This window comes from Escherichia sp. HH26CH (assembly GCF_009820205.1).
GTDB classification, from domain to species: domain Bacteria; phylum Pseudomonadota; class Gammaproteobacteria; order Enterobacterales; family Enterobacteriaceae; genus Escherichia; species Escherichia coli_F.
Window position 1 is genome coordinate 33,571 of the sequence record NZ_VNXM01000070.1, and the last position, 24,700, is coordinate 58,270.

A 24,700-nucleotide genomic window follows, 5' to 3' on the forward strand; every position below is an offset into this window, starting at 1 on the left:
CGAAAATTCAGACATCAAAAAACTGTTCGGCGAGGTGGATAAGTCGTCCGGTGAGCTGGTGACACTGACACCAAACAATAACAACACCGTACAACCTGTGGCGCTGATGCGTCTGGGCGTCTTTGTACCGACCCTTAAGTCACTGAAGAACAGTAAAAAAAATACACTGTCACGCACCGATGCCACGGAAGAACTGACGCGTCTTTCCCTGGCCCGTGCAGAAGGATTCGATAAGGTTGAGATCACCGGCCCCCGGCTGGATATGGATAACGATTTCAAGACCTGGGTGGGGATCATTCATTCCTTTGCCCGCCATAACGTGACTGGTGACAAAGTTGAACTGCCTTTTGTCGAGTTTGCAAAACTGTGTGGTATACCCTCAAGCCAGTCATCACGCAGGCTGCGTGAGCGCATCAGCCCTTCCCTGAAACGCATTGCCGGTACCGTGATCTCCTTTTCCCGCACCGATGAGAAGCACACCCGGGAATACATCACCCATCTGGTACAGTCAGCCTACTACGATACTGAACGGGATATTGTTCAGTTACAGGCTGATCCCCGCCTTTTTGAACTGTACCAGTTTGACCGGAAAGTGCTGCTGCAGCTCAAGGCCATCAATGCCCTGAAGCGGCGGGAGTCCGCCCAGGCTCTTTACACCTTTATAGAGAGCCTGCCCCGGGATCCGGCACCGATATCGCTGGCGCGCCTGCGTGCCCGCCTCAATCTGAAGTCTCCTGTATTTTCCCAGAACCAGACGGTCAGACGGGCAATGGAGCAGTTGCGCGAGATTGGATATCTTGATTACACGGAGATCCAGCGGGGACGGACAAAACTCTTCTGTATTCACTACCGGCGTCCCCGGTTAAAAGCGCCGAACGATGAGAGTAAGGAAAATCCGTTGCCACCTTCACCTGCGGAAAAAGTCAGTCCGGAGATGGCGGAGAAGCTTGCCCTGCTTGAAAAACTGGGCATCACGCTGGATGACCTGGAAAACCTCTTCAAATCCCGCTGAACATAAACTGTAGTCAGATAAGAGAGACTCTTTACTGACTACAGTTTATATTAACAGCTGCAGTGAGTGATGTGCTCACTGTAGTTTATATTCAGTTTCCTGCTGTACGGTCTCTGGCTGAGCTGCCATCTGCCTGTTCCTTACATAAGTCGCCCCGTAACCCGATGCAGAGGCATTGCTCACTTCATAAAACATGGCTTACTCACTACAGCTTATCTACCTGCTCCAGCTTATGTTATGTCTGTTCTGCTTACCACTGCTTATATAAGGAAGCGTGTATGCCGTCACTTCAGGGGAGGCAGTGTACGCAGGATCTCTGCAGCATCCCGCCCGTCACCTGTGAAAGGCACTGCCAGCGTGGCAGCCATATCCAGCGCAAACACCCGTGTATAGACCTCCATCGAACGTGGATCCCTGTGACCAGCCAGTGCCTGAATTACTTTCCGGGGCTGGCGGTGATAAAGCATGTGCATGATATAGCTGTGCCGGAAGGTGTGTGGTGTAACCGGAATCGAAAAGCGTACCCCGTCAGCTTCGGCCCGTCTGACAGCCTGCTTCAGCCAGTTGCGCATAGTTTCGTCGGTCACGGCCCATAACGGTTCACGACGACGGGGCCGGGTGGTGATCATCCAGCTTTCCATCTGCCTGACATAGCTTATATCTGTCAGCGGAACCAGGCGGACTTCATCTTTTGGCGGACGCCCGCGTCGCGCACGCACTTTTTCGGACAGGATCCGCACAAACGGTCTTATACCATCCAGATCAAATGATTCCGGCGTCAGCATCCGGGCTTCGCCAATACGCATTCCGGTATTCCAGAGGGTGGCGAACAGCATATGGTGACGCTGATCCGGCATATAGAAAAGAAGGGCACTCACTTCCGGGGCCAGCAGGTAGGCCGGTGTGGCCCCCGTGGAAGTGGCCATTCTTCTCAGGGAGAGCGCTGTTGCAAAATCCACCCCCGGCGCAATGGGTAACAGGGAGACGCGTTCTGGTGAATTCTGCAGGGGAATGACATTGTTCATGAGTTATTTTTCACGTAGCACACGCACTGTTTATGGATACAGGTATTCTGACCTGAACGCCCGGATCCTTCCACGACAATAAATCGCAGCGCGCGGATCCTTTTGTTTGATTATCATGCATTATTGCGGGTAAAACCAAATACGTAAAGGCGCATTTTGCCGCAGGGATCCCGTCTTAAGCCAGTAATGATGCGGGCTGAGAGCTGGTTTACCGTTTTTGGGAGAATTGGGGTAATGCCAGGAATGGTAAAATCTAAGGTTGTGAGAAATCTGTCAGGAAGAGCTGGTAAAAAAGGGGCTGGAAGAACCTATTGACAGCAATAAACCACTATAGATGAAGATAAAAACTGTGGGTTACACAATCCATAATATTCCCAATTGGTTGATGACTACATTAACTCCCTTGTCAATGCTGACCGACATACCTGAACTAATGCTAGGTTGTGACAAAATAATTGAAAGATTAACTGATTACTTTAAAAAATTTAGGATACTAAGTCACTTAGTGAATGTATTAAACCAAATGTTACTAAGCATCTCAAGATGCTTGGTAAATAAGGAGCTATTATATGATTCTTACTACACAAAGCGAAATATTGAAGTTTGTAAGTTACTTAGCATTCGAATCCATAATGAACTTTAACAAATTCTGGTATACTCTGTTATTTGATAAACAGAACAAACCAAGTATTTAGAGAGATGTAATTTGTTCCCTAAACAGCTCATTGTAATATGTGTTTTTAGAAAAATGCCTTACAGGATAAGGATGTTACCAGATAATTCTTATAATCACATCAGGAATCTTATCAGCAATAATATGAGTGTGTTAATGAGTTTCACTAACATCTGAAGATGGTTTCCCTGAAGTCTTGGGAATACCATGGTAATATGGTTTTCTGATATGCGGCCATTAAACACTGATGATCATGAATACATAATCTGTGCAATTTTATATTATTCTAAATCACAAATCACTAGTCAATATATAAATTTGGATATCCTTTTCTTTTCAATTTAACCTAAACGTCTTTTTAACAATTCGCTTGGGCAAGGCAACAGATGAGTGAACAAAGGAATAATATTCTCGGGTTCGGCGCACAAAGCTATGAGATCGGTTAATTTTCATGCCAAGCATAACAAAAAAAAGATAAAAAAGACAATAAAGACAAAAAAATCAATATTGACTAATATTTCAAATTAAGGAATATATTCACGCTTTTCAAAAGCATATTTATTATAAAATTGACGAGCATTAATCATGAATAAAATTTATTCTCTCAAATATTGTTACAAAACGCATAGTCTGAAAGTCGTTTCCGAACTAGCAAGACATGTTTGTAAAAAAGGATATCGTATCAAGAAATTGACACAATACCTTGCCTGTTTCTGTATTCTATATTCAGCCTATGGAAATACAGCAATTCTGAGCAATGATATACCTTTTCAAACATACAGAGATTTTGCTGAAAATAAAGGAATGTTTGCTCCTGGTAATAAAAATATTCCTATATATGATAAAAATGGCAATATAAAAAATATTCTTACAATCCCTGTGCCTGATTTTAGTAGTATTTCTACATTAGGTATAGCAACACTTGTAGATGCTCAACACATAGCAAGCGTTAAACACAACGGGGGGTACACGAACGTTAGTTTTGGGGTCGGCGATAATTTATACACTATTGTAAACAGGAATAATAATCCTTCTGTAGATTTTCATGCCCCAAGACTAAATAAATTAGTAACAGAAGTTGCACCGATGGAGGTAGCTAAGATTGATGTCGGTAATAAATTCGATGAGAAAAGATATACACAATTTATAAGAATTGGTTCAGGTTCACAAATAATTACAGAAAGCAATAAAACAATAGCTAATCCGTATGCCGTATTAACAGGTGGTACCGTTGGAGATATAACTTATAAGAACTGGTGGGGTGGGGTGTATATGTCACCAACAGGAAATCTTGGAGATCATATGGGGCCTCTTCCTAATCATCCTCAACCTGGAGATAGTGGTTCTCCATTATTCGCATATGATAATATCGATAAAAAATGGGTACTGTTTGGGGTTTTTTATGGATATAATGACTATAATTCATTTTATACTCCAATTCAATTGGAACAATTAAATTCTATTGCATCAACAGAAAGTGATGGGATTATTGTTAGCCAAAGTAATGATGTTTTTCACTGGAGTTTTGATAAGAAAAATGGTCTTGGAAAAATCCAACAAGGAAATCATACTTATGAAATGCATGGACGTTTATCTGATAATTTAGATAATGGTAAAAATATAACATTTACTGGTAACTCTGGACACATATTATTAGATAATGACATTGATCAAGGTGCAGGTTCATTAACTTTCCTAACTGATTACACAGTTGGCACATCAAACAATTCAACATGGATTGGTGGTGGATTAGATATACATAAAAATGCAACTGTCACATGGAAAGTTAATGGACAGAAAAATGATAATTTACATAAAATTGGGGAAGGAACATTAATTGTCAATGCTTCAGGCATTAACGAGGGAGGATTAAAAGTCGGTAATGGTGTTACAGTTTTAAATCAACAGCCAGATGCTTACGGTAGAGTACAGGCTTTTAGCTCAGTAAATATCGCAAGCGGCCGACCAACCGTCGTGCTCAGTAATGATAAACAAATAAATCCAGACAATATAACATGGGGATATAGAGGGGGAGTCCTTGATGTTAATGGAAATAATTTAACTTTTCATATTTTAAATGCTGCAGATCATGGTGCTATAATTTCTAATTCATCAGATAAAACAGCTGAAATAACATTAGATTTACCTAGTAAAAATCATATTTACCATGGGAGATTCATAGGAAACTTAGATATCGTTAATAAAACACAAGGTAATAATTACAACACATTAATCATGGATGGTTCAGCTAACATCACAGGTAGCTTCACCACCGAAAATGGACGATTACTATTACAGGGTCATCCAGTTATACATGCATTCAGTAGTCAGTCAATTGTAGATAAGACTAATTCATTGGGGGATTACTCCACCCTTAATAAACCAACTTCATCTTCACAAAATGATTGGGAGAACAGACACTATTTGTTTAATGAGTTAAACCTGAACAACTCTGATTTAAGTGTTTCCAGAAATGCCCATTTGCAAGCCAATATTAATGCAACAGGTTCTAATATTACGTTAGGTGATAATAGAGTATACATCGATGAAAACGATGGTAATGGTATTGATTTCAAGATCACAGAAGGCAAGTCTGATGCTGTAAAAAAGGAAGATGAAAGTACATTTGTTGGGAGAATATCTATTTCCAAAAACTCATCATTATCAATAAAAAATAACTTCAATGGTAGCATAACATCCAGTGATAGCAATATTAAAATTGATTCCAGAAATGTTATCTTAAACGACGTAATGTTAGAAAACTCACTCCTCAATCTAAAGAATAATTCACGTGTGCAATTAACGGGAGATCTCAAATCAAACGAAAAAATAGATATAGATGATTCCACGCTTGTTTTAAATGCTGACAGAAAAACTGAACAAATGTACAATAGTAAATTGGGTTGGATACTTAATGGTGATAAAAGTATATTAACGGTTTCACCATTATCGCATTTGTATGGGGATATAATCTCCTCTGACAACACCACATTAACATTTGGTGATTTAAATTATTCGAAGCAAACACTGGGGGAACAACTTTCAGGGAATCAAGTCTTCTATAGTGGTAAGATGATGGCTCCTAGCTCAAGGGTAGATATGTATGCAACAAAATGGTCACTTTCCGGGGATTCAGAAGTTGATTCTTTAATAATCAGCAATACTTCTGTTGGATATCATGCCAATAAAACTACCAGCAGTCCATGGAGTCTGGCCGGAGTTACCCCATCTCAGGCAATAATGACTGACTTAAAGATGAATTCTCTTTCTGCAACCAATTCATCTTTTACATTTCGCACAAACGGAAAAGAATCTGATAAATTAATAGTAACTGGTAAAGCCAAAGGAAAAAGTAATACTTTGTATGTAAATTTTCTAAAATTACCATCCTCACAGGAAAAGCTAAATCTACCTCTGATTGAAGCTCCGCTAAACACTAAGTTAGATATATTTAAACCAGGGCCATCCGAAAGAGGGTTTAGTGAAATAATGCCAATAATAAAATCTGTTAACAGTGAACAGAAAAAGAAATGGATTTTAACTGGTTATGAGAAAAAAGAAAATAAGAAAATAACCAAACAAGCTACAGATTTCATGAAAAATGGAGTTGACCGCTTTTTGATTGAGTCTAATAACCTGAATAAAAGAATGGGTGAATTACGTAATCTTAACTATGATACAGGAGTCTGGGCCAGGATTGTAAATGGTAAAGGGGCTTCTGAAAATGGTTACAATGATACATTTAACCATGTTCAGATTGGATATGATAAAAAAAGTGAAAAACAAGATTTTGATGTATTTACTGGCTTAACAGCCACATATACACATAGTAATGGCAGTTCTGATTTTTATAATGGCACAGCTAACACTTATGGTCTTGGTTATTATTCATCCATAATTTATGATTGTGGATTATATGCTGACTTTATTTCAAAAGTGTTATATTCTGAGCAAGATTACAATCTACACTTACTTAGATTTGGAAATAAAAAATCTAAAAATTACTCTTTTTTGACTAGTTTTGAATTTGGATATCGCCATTCTATCTCAGACAATTCATTTATTGAGCCAAAAGCAGAATTCATAAGCGGTTACATATCTAAAAATGATTACGCGTGGAATAATAATGGTATTAACTTGGCTATGATGACAGACTCAAATGTTCCTGTTATTGGAAAATTAGGCGTGTCGACAGGAAATATATTCTCATTGGACACATCTAATATTACAACGCATGCTGGAGTATATTATGAGTTTGATATTACCAAGACACCTGACATCACGCTAAAGGATGATGTTGGTACATATAATATAAAAGGAAAGAAAGATGCAAGAATGGTATATTCAGTGGGGATTAATGGTAATATAAACAAGAACACCAGGATTGGTGTTGACATTGAACGTTCTTCATTTGGTGATTATAACATCAATCATCTTGTCAATGCTAATATAAGATACTCTTTCTAATATTATACTGTTAATAATAGAAAACAAAATATAAAGCCACCTCTTCTGGAGGTGGCCTTTTACTATGAACCTTTATGGTTGAGGGATCCAAAAAAAAATTATTTGTGGTTTCAGTTAATTAGAATGAGTATTTTACGAGAAAGTTGTTTCTGTTAACTCATAAATTGTAAGTGAGAAGGTCATAAATGATATTCCCATCTCCAAATGCTGATGTTTTTTATCTCAATTTATGAATAACCCCCCCCCGTTAAATACTTCTAATTTTCTGGAGATTCCTCATCCTCCCGGGAGGAGGTAATCTCCAGTATGCTGAACAGTCTCAGAGGGGGATTACCACAAAGGCGTTTTAAGCTACTTTGCCAGTAGTTGTAGTGGTGCAGCAGTACCATTATTCTATAATATATTAAACAATAGCCCCGGGTTAGGTGGAAAACCACACTTTATATCCCCGCCCTTATACGATCAAGAAACATAGTAGACAAGTTTTGGGGACATGGTGACCACTTTTTAACATTCTTTATCCATAGTGATAGACTTATGAGCTTACCCAGCAATAATGGACATGCAGCTAAGTGAGTAAACTCTCAGCCAGAGATGACTCACATGACAAAAACAGTATCAACCAGTAAAAAACCCGTAACCAGCATTCGCCTGAATTTCGCAGTGAAACTCTGAAGCTTGCGGAACGCATCGGTGTTGCTGCTGCAGCCCGTGAACTCAGCCTGTATGAATCATAGCTCTACAACTGGTGCAGTAAACAGAAAATCAGTAGACGTCTTCTGAACGTGAACTGGAGATGTCTACCGAGATTGCACGTCTCAAACGCCAGCTGGCAGAACGGGATGAAGAGCAGGCCATTCCCCAAAAGGCCGCAACATACTTCGCAAAGCGCCTGAAATGAAGTATGTCTTTATTGAATGATTCAGCATCAAGGAAATGTGCCGCGTGCTCCGGGTGGCCCGCAGCGGCTGGTATATGTGGTGTCAGCGGAGGACAAGGATAACCCCTCGTCAGCACTCCGACAGCGTTGTCCTCACTGCTTTTACCCGGTCAAAACAGCGTTACGGTGCACCACGCCTGACTGATGAACTGTGTGCTCGGGGTTACCATTTTAACGTAAAAGCCGTGACGGCAAGCCTGCGCCGTCAGGGACAGAGGGCAAAAGCCTCCCGGAAGTTCGGCCTGGTCACTTACCTCGCACGCAGCCAGCCTGTGCCAGAAAATCTGCTGGAGCAGGATTTTTACGCCAGTGGTCCGAACCAGAAGTGGGCAGGAGACATCACGTACTTACGTACGGATGAAGGCTGGCTGTATCTGGCAGTGGCCATTGACCTGTGGTCACGTACGTTATTGGCTGGTCAATGTCGCCATGCATAACTGGCCTGTGATGCCCTGCTGATGGCGCTGTGGCGGCGTAAGAGCCCCCTGAACTTTATCGTTCACACGGACCGCGGAAGCCAGTACTGTTCAGCAGATTATCAGGCGCTACTGAAGCGGCATAATCTGCGTAGCAGTATGAGCGCAAAGGGATGCTGCTACGATAATGCCTGCGCGAAAACAAAATCTAGATATGGGGATTCAAGACTTGATAAAAAGGTAAACATATCCTCAGTAGCCTCAATCGTTCACCAGAAGAAAGTATTCCAGTTTCCTGCCATACATGGAGTGAAATAAAGGCAGCTTGTTGTTGTTTTTCAAACGATAAAGTCTCTACTGATAAAAACATGGCTCCTCACAAAGAAAACATAATTGAAAGAGCTCAACTGTTTAAAATAGTTTCACAGGATACAACTGAACTTAATGATTATTTCTCAAAAAGAAAAACAGGGCATTGGCCACAGAAAACATAAAGATGACTTATTCATCCTCAGCCTATCATTAGTGAGGTGTTTGCCTTGGGGTTTATGATGACTATCAGTGGCTCAGGGATAAATTAACAAATTAGTAAAAATACCCGACAAGATGTCTGCAATGATTTACTTCATAAAAAACATATCAGTGAAAAAGAAACCAGGCGTTGGGGGGATATAATAAGGCAACAGAACTGGCCCATTACCGTCCTGATACTCATGTCTTATCCATTTCTGATCGTGAAGGAGATTTTTATGATTTTTTTGAATGTGCAGAACAGACACCTAGAATAAAAGCGGACTGGCTTGTCAGAATGACATTTAAGAAACAGAACCACGCTGATTGTCAACGGAAAACGGGATCATATGTTGTTGCATGAAAGAGTTATGTAGATTAATACGCTGATCAGATGTTGCTGCACGGTCATCCATTGTTCATTAGAGCAATGAGCCAGACACAGATCAAAACGAGAATGGTCATCCCGCCGCGTTAAGCGTTCACCGCCAAAGGGAAAGTGCTTCTAAAAATCCATCTGCCAGAGCAGGTTCGGCGCTTCATGTTCGAACCGGTCATCGCTTGGGCTGCCGCAACCAAGCCTGGCAGAGGGCCATTGCGAGCCATCAGTAAAGGCGGGCATGATATGTCCACTATCCTCCAGCCAGCATTTAAGCCACCTGTAGGCTGCGGCAGGAGAAATGCCATAGTGATGTCAAAAGGAACGGATGTTCGCTCCCCCTCTTTTTGAGGCGAACAGAACAAACTAAGAACATAGTGACATAGTATCTCTCGCTTCTCAGTGCATAAAAAGCTCTATAAACGGGATCTTATATCTTAGTTATAAGTGTCTACCATGTCACCAAACAAGTGTTCACTATGTCTCCGGACTGTACAGCCCTGAAGGACGGTATTTTACAGTACCCTGGATAAGGGCTGAAAATAATGAGCGATGCCAAAGCCAGCGATTGTCATAAAAATTGATATAATAAATGGGCGATAATATTCTGAGAAATAATAACTTAGTCACATTACCCTCCAATAGTTATAATATCCAGTGGACAATATTTATGTTGGAATGTATTTTGTTATTACATATTTCATTCTAACACAAAAGAAAAACATACATTTAAAATCAAGACAGCTCGATTTTTTCGCAATAATAGAACTAGAATTCTTTTGTTAAGAGTTAATGGTTAACAACAATAATAACAATATAATAAAAAAAGATATTGTAATTGCAATAAATATAAAGATTACATCTAATGCATCCACTCCTTTAAATAAATCAAAAAAAATGAAGTTGTTATTCGTGTTTTTTTTGCCCATCAGCAAGATTTCATTCATTCTTTTCAATTCATTTAAATCAAAAAATATAGCTCGCAAAAAAAAATATAACATAACTATCCACAATACAATTGCCAAAACACAAAAAAATAGCATTATCACTCCCACTTTTTATCTCAAAAGAGTTATTATACACACCTAGTCCCTAGTAAAAAATAATTACTTAATCCATAGTAACATGCTAAATTCTTGCAAAGTAATTTAAAATGTTCTTTGCGCCAATTAAATTTACCACATGCATATTATTTACTCCTATTTTTTGCACTATTCTTGAACGGCAATAATAATATGCATTATTATATAATAATCCTCTCCCACTCAAAAACCGCAAATATTTTAATTCTAATGATGAAAGAAGATTGTATTTATCTATCATATGGTTATTGTTCTTTTTATAAATAACATCATTTACTATTGACAATATTTTATTTTTACTGATTTTTCCTGTGGTTATCTTATCTATACCAGGAAATATACTAAGAGAGCCAATTTTTTCTGGCACAAGAAGGATGATTCTTCCTCTAAAATTACAGGAAAAAGTGTGCAGCAGGCCAAAATACTTCCCCCATCCAATTACAGGCACAGAACTCAAAGCCACAATAAGAAGATCGTAAACATCTTCCTGATAATTATCTATGGTAGCATTTACTACATTATATCCACCTTCTTTTAAAACGTGATAGAGACCAATTAACTCATATTCACACGTTCCAAATAATAATATATTTTTCATACAGCAGTACAAATAATAGCAGATAATAAATTAAGATTTTAATTATTTAATACTTCTATAAAAAACGGAATTTATAACCATGCAGCATAAAGACAATGCAGGCATACAGAAACCCATCTCTTAACCGTTCTAAAGAAATATAATTTTAATCACCCACAAACTTGAAATAACTTACTATTATCCTTGGTAAAACTTTGATAAGTATGAAGCGACTCTATGTATATAGTTTAGCCTAGATAAACTAGTACTAAGATAGCCATTGTTAACATTATATTCATCACATACATTTTTTCTCGGTATACCATGAACAAGATGATCCCTCATAGCCTTAATTACTTTTTCACTATGGATTGATGATATTTCCACCAACAACCAGAATTGTTCCTCATCCAATTTACCAGGAGAAATGAAATCTTTCTTTAGCTTAGTGAAGCATAGCTTATTTGCCGATGAATCTAAATCCATACTCATATGTAATCCTTGCATCGTACGTATATTACTAGCACAAATTACTTTTTATAAAAAACACCAATATTTGAAACACATTGGCATTATATAAATGAGAAAACATATGTGAAGTTTTTCAAATAATAAAAAAAAACAAATAAATCAACATATATAACTACAAAAATACAATTATCCAGATGATTACACTAAAAAAAACACGTATAACACAAAAAAAAACCAAAAAACAACACACAAAACACAACTTTACTCCAAATGAAAAAAAAGGTATTTTTATGTATGCGTTTGTATTTTTTTATTTTTTTTGTGATTGGCAAAATGATAAACAGATGAAATAAAAAACATGTTTATTATTCCACGCATGATATATAACATAGCTATCAATGTTTTATTTTAGCAAATAAAAAGAGTACATGATTACTATACTTACTTTTGCAAACATCAAAAACATCAATTGAATTTCACAAAATCTTTCGCATATATTGCCAATCATGATCTAAAAAATAATCTTATATTTACCAACTCATACTTTCTTTTCTACTTTATCAGCCACAGACATTGCACAAGTGCTATCATAACTTTCGTTGTTACGTGTACAGCGTTATTTTATATTTAGTTATCCTATTATTTATGAATCATATTTAATCATAACCATTACATTCTGGCAGAATAAGGTAAACTATACTAAATAGCTGTTTCTAATACCGCTACACTTTGTGTCTGGCCATTTTTTCCTCCTGGGAACGGGCTGACGGTTTCCATAAAATGGCGACCCTTTTTCAGCAGTTGCCACATGGCGCGGCACTGCTGGTTCCGGGTTATCGTGTCGTGCAGCGCTTGTCACAGTCTGAACCGCACCGGTTTTCTTGGAGTGAATTAAGGCAGGAAGCTCAGGCTGCCAGATTGTTACAGTTTCAGGAAGCATAATATGTTTTTTCGGCTTCAGCCGGTGGGATGTGACCAAGCCTCTCCATTAGCCTGCGATTGTTGTACCAGTCCCCCCATACCAGTGTAGCCAGCTCTACTTCTGCGTGGCTTTTACAGCTCTTACGGTGTATCACCTCCGCTTTGTAAAGACCGTTGATACTTTCGGCCATTGCATTATCGTAAGAGTCGCCTGTACTGTACTGCCCGTTGATGCCAACAGCTCGGCGTCCTGCAGCCGTTGGGTGTATGCCAGTGAGACGTACTGCGAGTCTTTATCATTGTGATGGATGGTCCCCGTAGGGCGACGAGCCCATAGCGCCTGTTCCAGTGCATCCAAGACGAACGACGTCTCCATCGATGATGAGCCCCGCCAACTAACGATCATGCCAGCGAACACATCGATGATGAACTCCACATACGCGAAGCCCTTCCAGGTGCTGACATATGTAAAATCCGCACACCAAAGCTGATTTGGACGTTCTGCCACGAACTGACGGTGCACCCGATCCGCTGCTGCCGCTGTTTTGTGGCTGATCGTAGTCCTGATGACCTTTCCGCGAAGCACTCCCCGCAGGCCCATCATTTTCATCAGCCGTTCTACAGTACATCGCGCAACACGGAAGCCTTCACGGAGTAACTGCCGCCAGACTTTTCGTGCCCCATAGACGCTGTAATTTGCTTCGTAAACGCGTTTTATCACCTGGCTAATTTGAGTGATCATCACGCTTTTCTCGCTGGCTACATAGTTCAGGGTGCTGTCGGCACTGCTGATGCCAGTAATATGTCGACGGGGCAATATCCAGCTCGCGACATACTGGCCCTACCCCGTGTGTACCACTCAGACGCTCCATCAGTAGCATTATTGTTTCCAGTGGCGGTCGAGTTCCTCCTGTGCAAAATAAGCAGAAGCCTGGCGCAATATGTCATTGCTGCGGCGTAGTTCCCGGTTCTCACGCTCCAGTTCCTTTAAGCGCTGACGTTCGTCGACAGTCAGTCCCCCACCATCAGTTTGGGCAGGGGACACATCACTATGAACATCGGTTTTGTGCTGTCGCAGCTAGGCCCGCAGGGTAGCGTAATGACAGCCAATTTTTGATGAGATGGCGGCGGATAGCATCCAGTTCTGAATCATATTCGCCACGATGCTCAAGGAGCATTCTGACGGCGTGTTCACATAACTCTGGCGGATAACGATTTGCTGATTTTGCTTTCATTTAGGATCTCCTTTCACTGAGAGTTTAGTCTCTAGGAAACCCGGTGCGGTTCACCCTGTACTTTTACGTGATTAACACCCGCGAGGTTCACACTGACGACACACCAGTAAAAGTGCTGGCACCGGGCAGAAAAAAGGCAAAAACAGGACGCACCTGGACGTATGTCCGGGATGACAGGAATGCGGGCTCATCAGAGCCACCGGCGGTCTGGTTTGCATACTCACCGGACAGGCAGGGAAAACATCCGGTACAACAACTTCGTCCCTTCCGGGTCCTGCAGGCGGATGCGTTCAAAGGTTACGACAGCCTGTTCAGTGCCGAACGTGAAGGTGGTGCACTGACAGAAGTTGCGTGCTGGGCCCATGTCAGGCGGAAAATCCACGATGTATATATCAGCAGCAAAAGTGCGACAGCAGAAGAAGCCCTGAAGCGCATCAGTGAACTGTACGCCATCGAGGATGAAATACGGGGGTTACCGGAGTCTGAACGTCTTGCTGTCAGGCTGAGGCGGAGTAAACCGTTACTGGCGTCACTCTATGAGTGGATGGAGGAGAAAAATGCCACGCTGTCGAAAAATCCAGACTGGGCAAAGCGTTCAGTTATGTACTGAATCAGTGGGACACCCTCTGTTATTACAGTGATGATGGTCTGGCGGAGGCGGATAATAACACAGCGGAAAGAGCCCTTCGTGCTGTCTGTCTCGGGAAAAAGAATTACATGTTCTTCGACAACGATCACGGTGGAGAGCGTGGTACGCTACTGTACGGGCTGATCGGCACCTGCCGACTGAATGGTATCGACCCGAAAGCGTATCTGCTCCATATCCTGAGCGTACTGTCGGAATGACCCTCCAATCGTGTTGATGCACTCCTGCCATGGAACGTCGTCCTCACCAATAAATAAGTGTCAATACGGCGCTCCGTTTACGTTTACACACATTCAGATCAAGGTGCTCAATATAAAAATAATAAATACCGTAGATTACTCTAGCGTTATGGGGTCATGCAAAGTATGAGTCGCAGAGGGAATTGCCTAGATAATTCGCCGATGGAAAGAGTCTTTCGCAGATTTAAAAGTGAATGGCTTCCGAAAGGTGGTTATGGTGATTTTAGCCATGCAGTACGCGATATAAACCTGTGGATAAATGGTTATTACAACGTTTATCGGCCTCATACAAACAATGGTGGTTTAACGCCTTGCTTGCATGAAGAAAAGTGGAAGCAGGTTATTCCGGTGTCCTGATTTTGTGATCCACTACAGGCATTTTAAACAGATGTTTGTCGATCTCAGTCTTGAGAACCTGCGCTGAAAGATGTTATCGAAAAAGATTTAAAATCAGCCTTTAAACGTGAGCTGGTCACATCATCTGATAACGATGTTCGGACTCAGTATTCGTCAGGCCAGCCTGAGTCTCAATCTGAGCAGAACGGTTTACCATTACCGCCCCCGGATACCACGCGTGATGAACTCGTTATTGCCGCATTGCAGGCGGTAGCGAATGAACCGCCCCGGTTTTTCCAGCTCTTACGGTGTATTACCTCCGCTTTATAAAAACCATTAATGCTCTCCGCCATCGTGTTGTCATACGGGTCGCCTGTACTCCCTGTTGATACCAGTAATCCGGCTTCCTTAAGCCGCTGCTTGTAGGCCAGCGATAAATACTTAGAACTTTTATCACTGTGATGGACTGTGCCGGACGGCCGACGGGACCACAACGCCTGCTCCAGTGCACCCAGCACAAATGTCGTTTCCATGGATGATGAGACCCGCCATCTCACGATGTATCCGGAGAACATCGGTAAGTCTCATAACCGCCATAAAGCGTGCCACAGTGCATCTTGGCCACCATGACACCTTTCCATAATAACTGGTGCCAGACTTTACGCACACCGTATACCTAGTGATATTCATCATATACGCGCTGTGCACGGGGACAGCGAAATTTATTGTACTATAAGGGCTTCTCCGGCTCGTCAACGCTGATGTTTACAGTTTTTAGCTACACAAATAAAAAGCCTGAGTCAGGCAGAATACCAAACCCAGGCTCTGATAGCCGCTTAACATGAACTGTCCAATTTCATGGGAACAGTCCACTCTAATGGGGCTCTCAAGAAAAAGTTTCTATCTTATTACCAAGTATTGAAAGACAGAGTAACAGGCATATTATAATCACCTGGGCTTACGGTGCCATTACCTGCTGCAGTAGAAAAGACGATATTAGTGGTCGGAACAGAAGTCTGACCGTCCGTACGGAGCGTAATATTATTACCATTTTGCTGCCAGTTGGTTTTCACAAAAACCTTAAAGCTTTCACCTGAGTCAGATACCATTTTCCAGTATTGTCCTCCAGCGAAGTGACTGCCATCTACAGATAATTTCAAGTTTGCACCAGTTGTACCATCATACAATCCAGATGCAGACACATCGACAGATGCAACATCAACCCCGGTAGTCGTAATATCATCTACTGAAACAGAACCATTATTAGCAGTAACACTAACAGTAGCAGCAGATGTCGCAAGTACACTAGTCGTTACAGTCGCGGTATCAACTGCTTCCTGAGGCGCAGCCATAGCTGAACCTGCCACAGCGAAGAAAGCACCTGCGATTACTGCAGAAATGATATTTTTTTTCATAATAACCTCATAGCTATCAGTCCCTTACCATCTAATTCACTTCACTTGGGACAAAAGTAAAGTAAATTTACATACATTTCAGAGTTTCAGAATACAATCCTAAAGATTTCTTATTCTTCAGAGTATAAGGAATCTGGCATTGTTCTTGTGAGTTTTTTCCCCATTGAACCTTTAATATTCCACTACCATCTAAACCACTCATATAAACCCGTCCATCATCGCCAACAATGCCTGTGCTACTCTTATCCTGAACAGACACAACTGAACCGAATGCAATGGGAACATTATTCCTGTCTAAGAGTTTTAATATTGCTTTACTACCTTTCATAGTAGAATACTTCGCACGTACCAAGGCGCTGTCTGTTGGTACAACAGATGATATTGTTTTATCAATACTGGTATCACTACTAATTTTACTCTGTTCTAAGTAAATATCATTTTTTCTATATGAGCCTAATCCTGTGACAATAGCAAATCCGTTACTGTCAGTAATAACACCAGGTTTATTCAAAACAGTAATGTTTTCCGAACCATCTGTATCAATCAGGGCAGCAGCACCAGTGATGCGCTGACCAAATGTGATTCCCTTATCATGCAAAACAATACTACCATTAATTCCACCACCATATTGAGTTACCATATGGCTATGGTTATACATGGCATTCATAGTGCCAAAACTATTTTTTAATGAGGAACTTAATGATGTCCTGTTATTATTGTGTTCTTTACTATTAACAGACTGAGTAACATTCCATGCTAAACGATTGTTATATGCCATACCGTTTAAACTGACTGAATTACTTATGCTGTCATCACGCTCGTTAATGATTTGGTATCTTAAATTTGCACTACCTGAGTTAATCATTTTACCAAAAGGAACAGAAATAGATGCGGAGAAAACGTCCTCCTGATCACTATAGTATGAGTCAAAATATTTGTTCCATCCAACGGTAAAGCTTATGTTTCTCAACAATAACGTGCTGTAGTTAAAGGCAGCATAAGATTCATCTTTTTTATTCCAATAGGTGGTTTTATTTAACGATAAATCTAATAATCCGTAATCAGAAAAACTTTGTCTAATGCGTATGCTTGTGTCATTTTTCTTTTTCCAATCATAGGAGTGACGCATACTTTTTTCCATTGCATCGGCAAATGTACTATAGTTTTTTGACGCATACTGATAACTTGCAATATCAAAAGTCGTATTTGTTTCACTCAATAAATTCTTATACCTTACCCGAACAGCACTACCATCCTCATCATTATTATAACCATCCTTTGAATAAATCCCATCCAAAGAAACAGCACCTAACTCATTAAAGTTAAAACCAAAACCAATTGCGCCAGAGAAATAATTATTGCTGGCTTGTACGCCGGTATAACCCGTTAACAGATCATTAAAACCATAAATGATGGTAAAATGACTAAAATTATCTTTTCTGCTAACATTGTAATAAGGACGATATTTGCCAAATGTTACATCGTACTTCAAGCTTCCCGACTTAATAGATATCGCTGGAGCATTATATGGCACGGTAAAACGCTGGACCGAGCCATTATCTTCAGTTACCGTAACTTCCATATCTGAGCCTTCAGCCGCTGGGATGTCTGATAAAGCAAACGGACCAGCAGGCACCTCAGTACTATAAATAATGTATCCATTTTGACGTACATCAACCTGCGCCACGCTATTCGCAACACCTCTTACAGTCGGCACAAATGTACGTTCAAGATATGGTATCATATTATCAGATGTTGATAATCTAACCCCTTTAAATGGAACGCTGTCAAATATTTCTGAACCAGTGCTACTTTCTCCTAAGAGAAGTTTGCTTTTTAAACTTCTTATATCCCTTTCAGCATAAATATAAGAATTTTGGTATTCACTTTCTCCGTCATATCCTTTCATCCATATACCTGAGTTCCGTAGACGCCAACTGCCTATATTCACCCCTGGATTCAATGACGCGTAATATGACTCATTATTACTTGAATCATATTTCACACGCCGATGATATAACTTTGTATCATAATTTAAATATAATGCATTAATTCCATCATCCCACTGTGACTCATGAGCCAACTCGCTACTGTTATTTATTAACGATTGGTTTGGAACATAAAGCACAAGTGACTTTGAAAAAAACGAAAAGTCAAATTTAATATCACTTTTTTCAAAGTCAATATATTTCTCGTTTTTATAAAAAACAAGAGTGATTTTTTCTGGATTAATACCGAATAATAATAATTCATCCTTTTCAATATTAGGCGTTAACACATCCCCCCTATACTGGAAGTCAACAGTATAATCACCTTGTTTTTTTCTTTTATCATTAACAGAAACAGCTACAAGATAGCTCCCTGGTAATTGCTGTCCGTCATTAAATCGAGTAACATCGACATTATTTACCAAAGCCGAATCAAAAACATACTCAATATTCCTTGCAAGCAACGTCTTATGATAAGAAAAACCTGCAAGAAGCATAAAATAAATCACAGGATTGATTCTGGTTTGCATTCTTACACCATAAATCATTTTATCAACACTTCATATTCCTTTGTTAATGCACCGTTATCATCAATAAGACGCCATGCAATTTTCCCTTTTTTATGTTTTACGTCTTTCTCATCAAACTGAAAGGAACTTTGGGGCTTCACAAAAATCGGCGGCGTAATCTTTTGCCCGTTAACAGTCAAGGAACCAAAATTTATATAATAAGGAGTTGGGTTTTCCACAACAAGACCACCATTTTTCATTCTCCATTTCAGTTCAGAACCATAAGATGCATTTTTAATATTATCCAGTGATTCAGGCCGGTTAATCAACTTAATGCAATTTTTGACCAAAACATTAACATTAATACTACCATTTTCCTTTAGTTCATCATCTTTTATCCATGCACTGCCCTCTGATGGCGGGATACTCTTTACACAAATCCAATTCATTGATTCCACTTGCTCTGGAAAGCTATCATTTGCCTTTATAATAGAAATCGAGTTCTTTTGCCCACCATCAAGTCGAAACAATGGTGGTGTAATAATATACATATCAGATTTAGTGTCAGAGTTTTCATCAAAAACAGCTGATTCAATAAGAACAGGGTAACTCTGCTTATTTTCAACAGGTAAATTATATACTTCCTTTCCTGATGTCATCACAACCCTGGAAGCTCCCAATACAATGCTATAGCTTCTTGTTGTGGTACTTAATCCTGCTGCATTAACAACAAAAGGAAACAACATGGATAAAATAAAAGCTGTTTTTTTCATAAGCATTCCAGAGAAGTACATCGTGCAAACCATCTTTCCACTATAAAAAACCATGCACGAAGCTAATACTCTTTAGCAAACCTCAAAAATCACCAATAAAAAATATAAACAACAGCATGTAAGCCATCTTCTTTTTTCACTAATTGTATTCAATGTATTTATTTTGTGAAGAATAGATAAAACAAAAAACAAACAGCATATCTAATCATAAAAAAAATCAAAATCAACACAAAACACCAACAACAAAAGCAAAATCAATACAAAAAACCAGAATATGGTCAAATTAAGGAATGTAATCTCAAAAGACAGCTAGTTAAAAGAAATGTAAATAAAATACATTTATTGTTTGTTTTGTTTTAATTAAAAAAAACAAAAATAATAACAATTATAAAATTATCAGTTTTGTGTGATGCCGCATTTCTTCACTTACTCTTCTATACTGTAAAATCTATTATCAGCATGGCACTCCATCTGAGGGCATAATTTTTATCGTGTGTTTTATGGATGGCTTTCTGCATCAGGCGTCGTTCGTCACGGAAAATTGGTGCTATAAGTGCTCTACTATTCCGCGCAGCTTTTTAGCCCGGACGGCCGATAGAGGTTGATTGTGGCACTATGTGTAATGGCCATTATCCTATTTACGTGTTCGTTACCGTTCTGGGATAACCGGATGTCCCTGCAGCGTCAGACGCCCATTTTCCTGAGTGAAGATGCCGGTCATATCAAGTTACCAGACTGAGTGACAGCCACTCTGTTGTCAGCCTCTGTTCTGCACTGGGAATACACCGTAGTAGTTACCGGTACTGGCGAAAACGACGTGATACGGTTAATTCGGCTCGCGTCAGGCTGTGCAGCGAAATACGCCTGGTCTGGAACCAGAGCTGGGGCTCTGCAAGGGCGCGCACTTTGGCAGATATGCTGACTCAAAACGGCGTCCCGATGAGCCGTTACCGTGCGGGGCATCTGATGAAATATCTGAACCTGAGCAGTTGCCAGTCCGGAAAACATCAGTATAAAAATGCCCGCTAGGAGCATACCAGCCTGCCGAGTCTGCTTGAGCGTCAGTTTGCTGTGCCGGAGCCAGACCGGGTATGGTGCGGAAATATTACGTATAGTGTGCCCGGAGTTTAGGGTGAGCACGGATGCTCAAATGAACCACGAGTCTGTCTGGAATATTGAACAGGTAACTCATGACGAGAAGCCCAACAATCCCACCGGGTATGGCGGTGGTGAACCTGAGCGGCAGTGACCTGCGGCATGCCCGCAGGGTGATGTAACCCGCTGACAACGGGGATTGAGGCGAGATCACTAAGCCGAGATGCTCCTCAAGGCTGAGTGCTGAAAGGCTGAAGAACATGAACCCGTTAATCCGCCTCTGTGGGGTGAAAACGTCACCACGGCCTACGTGATCTGACAGGTCGTGCAGAAGTAACTGTCTGAGACACATATGCGCGGGTCAGTCAAAGGTGTTCTGACATGTATGCAAAACACCGGGAAAGCAACGCCTATCACGCTCGCGTTGCTGACTTCTGCCAACTTGCGGCAAGCAAGGACAAAGAGTGCGACGGGCAGGCCTCCTCAGTATGTATGAGTTCAGACAGGTGAACCGGGAAAGGTCAGCGACGGATATTAAGGAGGCATGGCTCCGATGACGCGCTGGCTGGCGGAGCTTCCGTAGTAGTATGGGATGGGGAAAGCCCGTTACATGGCGAAGGGAAGCAGTTTAGATGTGTTTGTGGAGCGAATTAACTGACCCAGTGAGGTGAAGACCTTTGATAATCAGTGAAATGCAACGCAAGCTTGCCACATGGACAGCAACCGCCCCGTCCCGACGGATTACACGGCTACTGCGTCTGATAACACAACCAGAATGGCTGGCTGAAGCCGCACGGATCACCCTTTCATCAAAGGGGGCACATACCCCCGGTGTTGACGGTGTGAGTAAAGCAAAGCTACAGGCCAGACTGCCTGCTGAGTTGCAGAGACTCAGCGAAGAACTTCTCTCTGGTCACTACCAGCCTATGCCAGCCAGACGGATTTATATCCCTAAAAGCAACGGCAAACTGCGACCACTGGATATCCCCGCGTTGCGGGATCGTATTGTTCAGCGGGCCATGCTGATGGCGATGGAGCCGATATGGGAGAGTGATTTTCATACGCTCTCGTGTGGCTTCCGGCCTGAACGCAGCGTCCATCACGCGATCCGCACGGTGAAATTACAGCGTCCCCGACTGTGGTGAAACTCGGGGACGCTGGGTGATTGAGGGGGATCTGTCCAGCTACTTCGATACAGTACATCATCGACTGCTGATGAAAGCAGTACGCCGCAGGATCAGGGATCCACGCTTTATGGCCCTGCTGTGGAAAATCATTAAAGCAGGACACGTTGATGTCGAACTCTTCTGGGCGGCCAGTGAAGGTGTGCCACAGGGCGGTGTGATCTCGTCGTTGCTGTCGAACATCATGCTAAATAAGTTCGACCAGTATCTTCATGAACGTTACCTGAGCGGAAAAGCCCGGAAAGACCGCTGGTACTGGAATAACAGTATCCAGCGGGGTCGAAGACAGCCTGAAACTCAGGCTGAACATGGACAAGACCAGAATCATCCATGTTAACGACGGCTTTATCTTTCTGGGGCACAGGATTATCCGCAAACGCAGTCGTTACGGCGGTATGCGGGTGGTCACGACGATCCCACGTGATAAAGCCAGAAACTTCGCGGCATCCCTGACGACATTGTTATCAGGCAATTACAGTGAAAGCAAAATCGATATGGTTGAGATACTCAACCGAAAGCTGAAAGGCTGGGCTGAGTTCTATCAGTTCGTTGATTTTAAAGCCAAAGTGTTCAGTTATATCGACCGAGTTGTGTTCTGGAAGCTGGCTCACTGGCTTGCCCGAAAATACCGTAAAAGTATTGCATATCTGATGAGGTGGTGGTGTAAATTGCCAAAACCAGGTCAGAGTAAAACGAGGGTTTTATTTGATAAAACCAACCACGGGAAGCTCAACGGTGAAGTACTTTACCGGTTGGTCGGACAAGGCAAGAAGTCGTTCCGCTGGCGTGTGCCTGAGAGTAACCCTCACCTGAGGACAGAGACCAGAAACACGTACATGTCACGGTATCCGGAAGTGGCAATGGCACTAGCCAGTGTTTAGACGGAAAGCCGGATGCGCTGAAAGGTGCACGTCCGGTTTGGGGAGGAGAGACAGGGAAATAGCCCGACTACGCCCTGTATCTTAGTCTACTCTGGGCAGGAAATCGCTGGTGCTATCTGGCGGTCGTCATGGATCTTTTTGCCCGCAAAGTTATCGGCTGGGGCCTGTCAGCGAATGCCGATACTGCACTGATAAGCAGTGCCCTGCGGATGGCGTATGAGGTGCGTGGTCAGCCGCGGGACGTCATGTTCCATAGCGATAGTAAACAGGCTCAGTTCCGGACCCCAGACGATAAAAAAACAGGATAGAGCTCCTTATCCAGATATGCGCCAGCCATAGCCCCCAGCACCGTCACTACAGTCGGGGTAACTTCTGTCACCAGTTTATCCAGCCTGGGGGCATGAAAATCCAGTGACGGCGCATTATTCCGGTCCACGATATTGTAATGGTTTTCACTATCCCCAAAGCTGACGTTTGTATATCCTCCGTTATGTTTCACGCTGGCGATATACTGCGGGTTAATCAGTGTCGCCACACCGATTTCCGAATCCACAGAGCTGAAATCCGGCATGGACGTCTTATCCAGTGTACCGACAAGCTCTCCCTGTTTATTAAAAATAGTGATATTTATTACCCCCGGGCGGAACCATCCTTTATTTTCAGCAAAATCACGAAACAACTGATATCCAAGCTCATTATTGGCTGTTCCCGCAAGACTTCCTTCAGAGGAAAACACGGGGGACAGCAATAAAACAGACAAGCACAAACGCCTGACTTATTTTAAAGAACATTTCTTGGCAAACTCAGGTACGGTAATAAAGTCTCGGACTATAGTACTGTAGCGCAGAGAATAAACTTTGTTCATTTTTTAATTAAGCCTAAAAAAACAAAATAAGCACACTCAGGGATAACGGATAATCGCCGTCATTCCTGCATATCAGACTGACTGTCCGGTCACTGGCTTGCTGAAATGAATATCCACTGGGGAGCCGACGTCACTCCACATATCCGCCAGCACCAAACTAGCCTTCACTCATTAGGCTCCGTCAACTGTGCGCATCAGCAGAAGATTTTCCATAAATAAATAACATAATAATATAAAATTTTTCAGTAACAGCATTCTAGCTCATGTCCGTTCCCTCTCAGATATGTCTCTGTCTATATTATTCACCGCTGAGAAATTTCTTTTATTTCTCTTCAAGGTTCACTAAGTTATCTTCCAGCATCACATGTCCTTAAACTCCCCTGATATGAGGCTCACAAAAATACATTTTTGAAGAACGAAACTGAAGCCTTTTATATTCATCCCAACGTTTCACTCCTGCCTGATGACAAAGTGAATAAACATGCCTGCTTCTCAAAAATAAGCAGCCTGTCTGATCTATATTGATATTTATTGAGCGGTCAGATCAACTATATAGGGCAACAGATCGCGTATCCGGTTTGCTGGTCAGTTCTGGATATGTTCAATGATGTAACACTGCCATTTTGCTGACTCCACATTGTTCAGACGGCATGTGCCGATCAGCGACTACAATACCGCCGCATGTTCGCCACCGCTGTCGCCCCTCGCGATAGCCTGTTTTTCCGGCCTACGGCTACTCCCCGTAAGGCGTTCTCTACAATGTTGTTGTCTATTTCCACCCAGACATTACTGCAGTACACATTTAACGCATCCAACTATTTCAGCAGGTATGCGAACACTTTCGCCGTATCGAGTGACGCGACAGTGTTTTCGTCGGAGTCTCTATCCAGTCGTACAACGACTGCATCAGTGGCACAGCTCTAGTTTTTCTTGCCGCTAGATGTTGTTCTGCTGAACATCCCCCGGACCTGTGCCTTGTAGTGATCAAGTAATATTGGCCACGGTTTTACAGTAAAAACGGTATCTGTTCTCTGATTCTTCCGGCGTCAACCCACCGTTGT

The 24,700-nt window shown here is 41.6% G+C and carries 10 protein-coding genes, 14 pseudogenes and 1 other annotated feature; of the genes and pseudogenes, 10 read left to right on the plus strand and 14 right to left on the minus strand.

The genetic code is table 11. The features are described from left to right. The first annotated feature begins 34 nt into the window (after positions 1 to 34). Positions 35 to 1,012 carry a RepB family plasmid replication initiator protein gene (locus FQ015_RS23180; RefSeq protein ID WP_001470054.1) on the plus strand — a complete coding sequence of 326 codons (978 nt, stop codon included), beginning with the start codon at positions 35 to 37 and terminating at the stop codon, positions 1,010 to 1,012. Positions 1,013 to 1,296: 284 nt separating this feature from the next. Here the strand turns inward: FQ015_RS23180 and FQ015_RS23185 are convergent, their stop codons facing one another. Together FQ015_RS23185 and FQ015_RS24445 are read right to left on the minus strand one after the other, a co-directional pair. After that, on the minus strand, positions 1,297 to 2,037 hold the full coding sequence (locus tag FQ015_RS23185) for a tyrosine-type recombinase/integrase (RefSeq protein WP_001066927.1): 741 nt from the start codon (positions 2,035 to 2,037) through the stop codon (positions 1,297 to 1,299). A 120-nt stretch (positions 2,038 to 2,157) separates the two neighbouring features. Further along, positions 2,158 to 2,307 (minus strand): hypothetical protein, encoded by a 150-nt coding sequence (locus tag FQ015_RS24445; RefSeq protein ID WP_064717472.1) that lies wholly within the window; start codon positions 2,305 to 2,307, stop codon positions 2,158 to 2,160. Positions 2,308 to 3,295: 988 nt separating this feature from the next. Here FQ015_RS24445 and FQ015_RS23195 point away from each other — a divergent pair. From FQ015_RS23195 to FQ015_RS24815, 3 genes and pseudogenes are all read left to right on the plus strand, one after another. Then, positions 3,296 to 7,177 (plus strand): S6 family peptidase, encoded by a 3,882-nt coding sequence (locus FQ015_RS23195; RefSeq protein ID WP_001034077.1) that lies wholly within the window; start codon positions 3,296 to 3,298, stop codon positions 7,175 to 7,177. Positions 7,178 to 8,152: 975 nt separating this feature from the next. Beyond that, positions 8,153 to 8,851, plus strand: a pseudogene (locus FQ015_RS24810) (IS3 family transposase). Then, positions 8,818 to 9,027, plus strand: a complete 210-nt coding sequence (locus FQ015_RS24815; protein ID WP_354125705.1) for a hypothetical protein — start codon at positions 8,818 to 8,820, stop codon at positions 9,025 to 9,027. Before FQ015_RS24810 ends, FQ015_RS24815 begins: the two are co-directional and overlap by 34 nt. Before the next feature lie 398 nt (positions 9,028 to 9,425). On the opposite strand, the pseudogene FQ015_RS24450 reads toward FQ015_RS24815, so the two are convergent. From FQ015_RS24450 to FQ015_RS23225, 5 genes and pseudogenes are all read right to left on the minus strand, one after another. Next, a pseudogene (locus FQ015_RS24450) lies at positions 9,426 to 9,782 on the minus strand (IS481 family transposase); the annotation flags it as partial. A gap of 768 nt (positions 9,783 to 10,550) precedes the next feature. After that, positions 10,551 to 11,102, minus strand: coding sequence for a hypothetical protein (locus FQ015_RS23210; protein WP_000789840.1), 552 nt, complete (start codon positions 11,100 to 11,102; stop codon positions 10,551 to 10,553). Between the two features lie 177 nt (positions 11,103 to 11,279). Further along, positions 11,280 to 11,573: an adhesin biosynthesis transcription regulatory family protein gene (locus FQ015_RS23215; protein WP_000061333.1), complete on the minus strand. Its 294-nt coding sequence runs from the start codon at positions 11,571 to 11,573 to the stop codon at positions 11,280 to 11,282. A gap of 678 nt (positions 11,574 to 12,251) precedes the next feature. Next, a pseudogene (locus FQ015_RS24455) lies at positions 12,252 to 12,407 on the minus strand (hypothetical protein); the annotation flags it as partial. A 74-nt stretch (positions 12,408 to 12,481) separates the two neighbouring features. Further along, a pseudogene (locus tag FQ015_RS23225) lies at positions 12,482 to 13,708 on the minus strand (IS3 family transposase). Continuing rightward, positions 13,283 to 13,399, minus strand: a sequence feature (AL1L pseudoknot). (Overlaps the previous pseudogene by 117 nt.) Positions 13,709 to 13,760: 52 nt before the next feature. Here FQ015_RS23225 and tnpC point away from each other — a divergent pair. From tnpC to FQ015_RS23240, 3 pseudogenes are all read left to right on the plus strand, one after another. Next, positions 13,761 to 14,554 (plus strand): annotated as a pseudogene (gene tnpC / locus FQ015_RS23230) (IS66 family transposase); the annotation flags it as partial. A 90-nt stretch (positions 14,555 to 14,644) separates the two neighbouring features. After that, positions 14,645 to 14,950, plus strand: a pseudogene (locus tag FQ015_RS23235) (integrase core domain-containing protein); the annotation flags it as partial. Positions 14,951 to 14,966: 16 nt separating this feature from the next. Continuing rightward, positions 14,967 to 15,238: pseudogene (locus tag FQ015_RS23240) on the plus strand (IS3 family transposase); the annotation flags it as partial. On the opposite strand, the pseudogene FQ015_RS23245 reads toward FQ015_RS23240, so the two are convergent. From FQ015_RS23245 to FQ015_RS24460, 5 genes and pseudogenes are all read right to left on the minus strand, one after another. Beyond that, positions 15,217 to 15,632 (minus strand): annotated as a pseudogene (locus tag FQ015_RS23245) (DDE-type integrase/transposase/recombinase); the annotation flags it as partial. The pseudogenes FQ015_RS23240 and FQ015_RS23245 overlap by 22 nt on opposite strands. A 205-nt stretch (positions 15,633 to 15,837) precedes the next feature. Continuing rightward, the gene (locus FQ015_RS23250; RefSeq protein WP_160524555.1) at positions 15,838 to 16,344 is read right to left on the minus strand and encodes a hypothetical protein; all 507 of its coding nucleotides are present in this window, start codon (positions 16,342 to 16,344) and stop codon (positions 15,838 to 15,840) included. 67 nt (positions 16,345 to 16,411) lie between these two features. Next, the gene (locus FQ015_RS23255; RefSeq protein ID WP_001470028.1) at positions 16,412 to 18,862 is read right to left on the minus strand and encodes a fimbria/pilus outer membrane usher protein; all 2,451 of its coding nucleotides are present in this window, start codon (positions 18,860 to 18,862) and stop codon (positions 16,412 to 16,414) included. Positions 18,863 to 18,876: 14 nt separating this feature from the next. Further along, positions 18,877 to 19,614, minus strand: coding sequence for a fimbrial biogenesis chaperone (locus FQ015_RS23260; protein WP_000750408.1), 738 nt, complete (start codon positions 19,612 to 19,614; stop codon positions 18,877 to 18,879). A 449-nt stretch (positions 19,615 to 20,063) separates the two neighbouring features. Beyond that, positions 20,064 to 20,165, minus strand: a pseudogene (locus tag FQ015_RS24460) (hypothetical protein); the annotation flags it as partial. Positions 20,166 to 20,340: 175 nt separating this feature from the next. On the opposite strand from FQ015_RS24460, the pseudogene FQ015_RS23265 reads away from it, so the two are divergent. The 3 pseudogenes from FQ015_RS23265 to FQ015_RS23280 form a co-directional block, all read left to right on the plus strand. Next, a pseudogene (locus FQ015_RS23265) lies at positions 20,341 to 20,727 on the plus strand (IS3 family transposase); the annotation flags it as partial. A 674-nt stretch (positions 20,728 to 21,401) separates the two neighbouring features. After that, a pseudogene (locus FQ015_RS24040) lies at positions 21,402 to 22,774 on the plus strand (reverse transcriptase domain-containing protein). A gap of 80 nt (positions 22,775 to 22,854) precedes the next feature. Continuing rightward, positions 22,855 to 23,034: pseudogene (locus tag FQ015_RS23280) on the plus strand (DDE-type integrase/transposase/recombinase); the annotation flags it as partial. Between the two features lie 10 nt (positions 23,035 to 23,044). On the opposite strand, the pseudogene FQ015_RS23285 reads toward FQ015_RS23280, so the two are convergent. After that, positions 23,045 to 23,639: pseudogene (locus FQ015_RS23285) on the minus strand (S6 family peptidase); the annotation flags it as partial. Positions 23,640 to 24,224: 585 nt separating this feature from the next. Beyond that, positions 24,225 to 24,600, minus strand: a pseudogene (locus FQ015_RS23290) (IS66 family transposase); the annotation flags it as partial. Positions 24,601 to 24,700: the final 100 nt, after the last annotated feature.

Bases quoted from the DNA above. Each gene is read 5' to 3' on its own strand.
- FQ015_RS23185 (WP_001066927.1), bottom strand. From the start codon at position 2,037: ATGAACAATGTCATTCCCCTGCAGAATTCACCAGAACGCGTCTCCCTG.
- FQ015_RS23195 (WP_001034077.1), top strand. From the start codon at position 3,296: ATGAATAAAATTTATTCTCTCAAATATTGTTACAAAACGCATAGTCTG.
- FQ015_RS23210 (WP_000789840.1), bottom strand. From the start codon at position 11,102: ATGAAAAATATATTATTATTTGGAACGTGTGAATATGAGTTAATTGGT.
- FQ015_RS23215 (WP_000061333.1), bottom strand. From the start codon at position 11,573: ATGAGTATGGATTTAGATTCATCGGCAAATAAGCTATGCTTCACTAAG.
- FQ015_RS23250 (WP_160524555.1), bottom strand. From the start codon at position 16,344: ATGAAAAAAAATATCATTTCTGCAGTAATCGCAGGTGCTTTCTTCGCT.
- FQ015_RS23255 (WP_001470028.1), bottom strand. From the start codon at position 18,862: ATGCAAACCAGAATCAATCCTGTGATTTATTTTATGCTTCTTGCAGGT.
- FQ015_RS23260 (WP_000750408.1), bottom strand. From the start codon at position 19,614: ATGAAAAAAACAGCTTTTATTTTATCCATGTTGTTTCCTTTTGTTGTT.